This window comes from Escherichia sp. 94.0001 (assembly GCF_013369155.2).
Taxonomy (GTDB): Bacteria; Pseudomonadota; Gammaproteobacteria; order Enterobacterales; family Enterobacteriaceae; genus Escherichia; species Escherichia coli_F.
In genome coordinates, this window is the sequence record NZ_JABWMS020000323.1 from 1 (window position 1) to 249 (window position 249).

Below are 249 nucleotides of genomic sequence, written 5' to 3' on the forward strand. Positions count from 1 at the left end.
TTGGCTGTACCAGCCGGGGGCAGGCACACCGCGCCGGGCTGTGGCTGATTAAAACAGAACTGCTGGAAACGCAGACCGTGGATTTCAGCGTGGGCGCAGAAGGGCTTCGCCATGTGCCGGGCGATGTTATTGAAATCTGCGATGATGACTATGCGGGTATCAGCACCGGCGGGCGCGTGCTGGCGGTGAACAGCCAGACCCGGACGCTGACGCTCGACCGTGAAATCACGCTGCCATCCTCCGGTACCA

The 249-nt window shown here is 61.8% G+C and carries 1 protein-coding gene; it reads left to right on the forward strand.

Going from position 1 to position 249, the window contains the following annotated elements; translation table 11 throughout:
• Positions 1–249, forward strand: a 249-nt coding sequence (locus HEN33_RS25945; protein WP_183083577.1) for a phage tail protein, incomplete at both ends; no start/stop codon positions are given.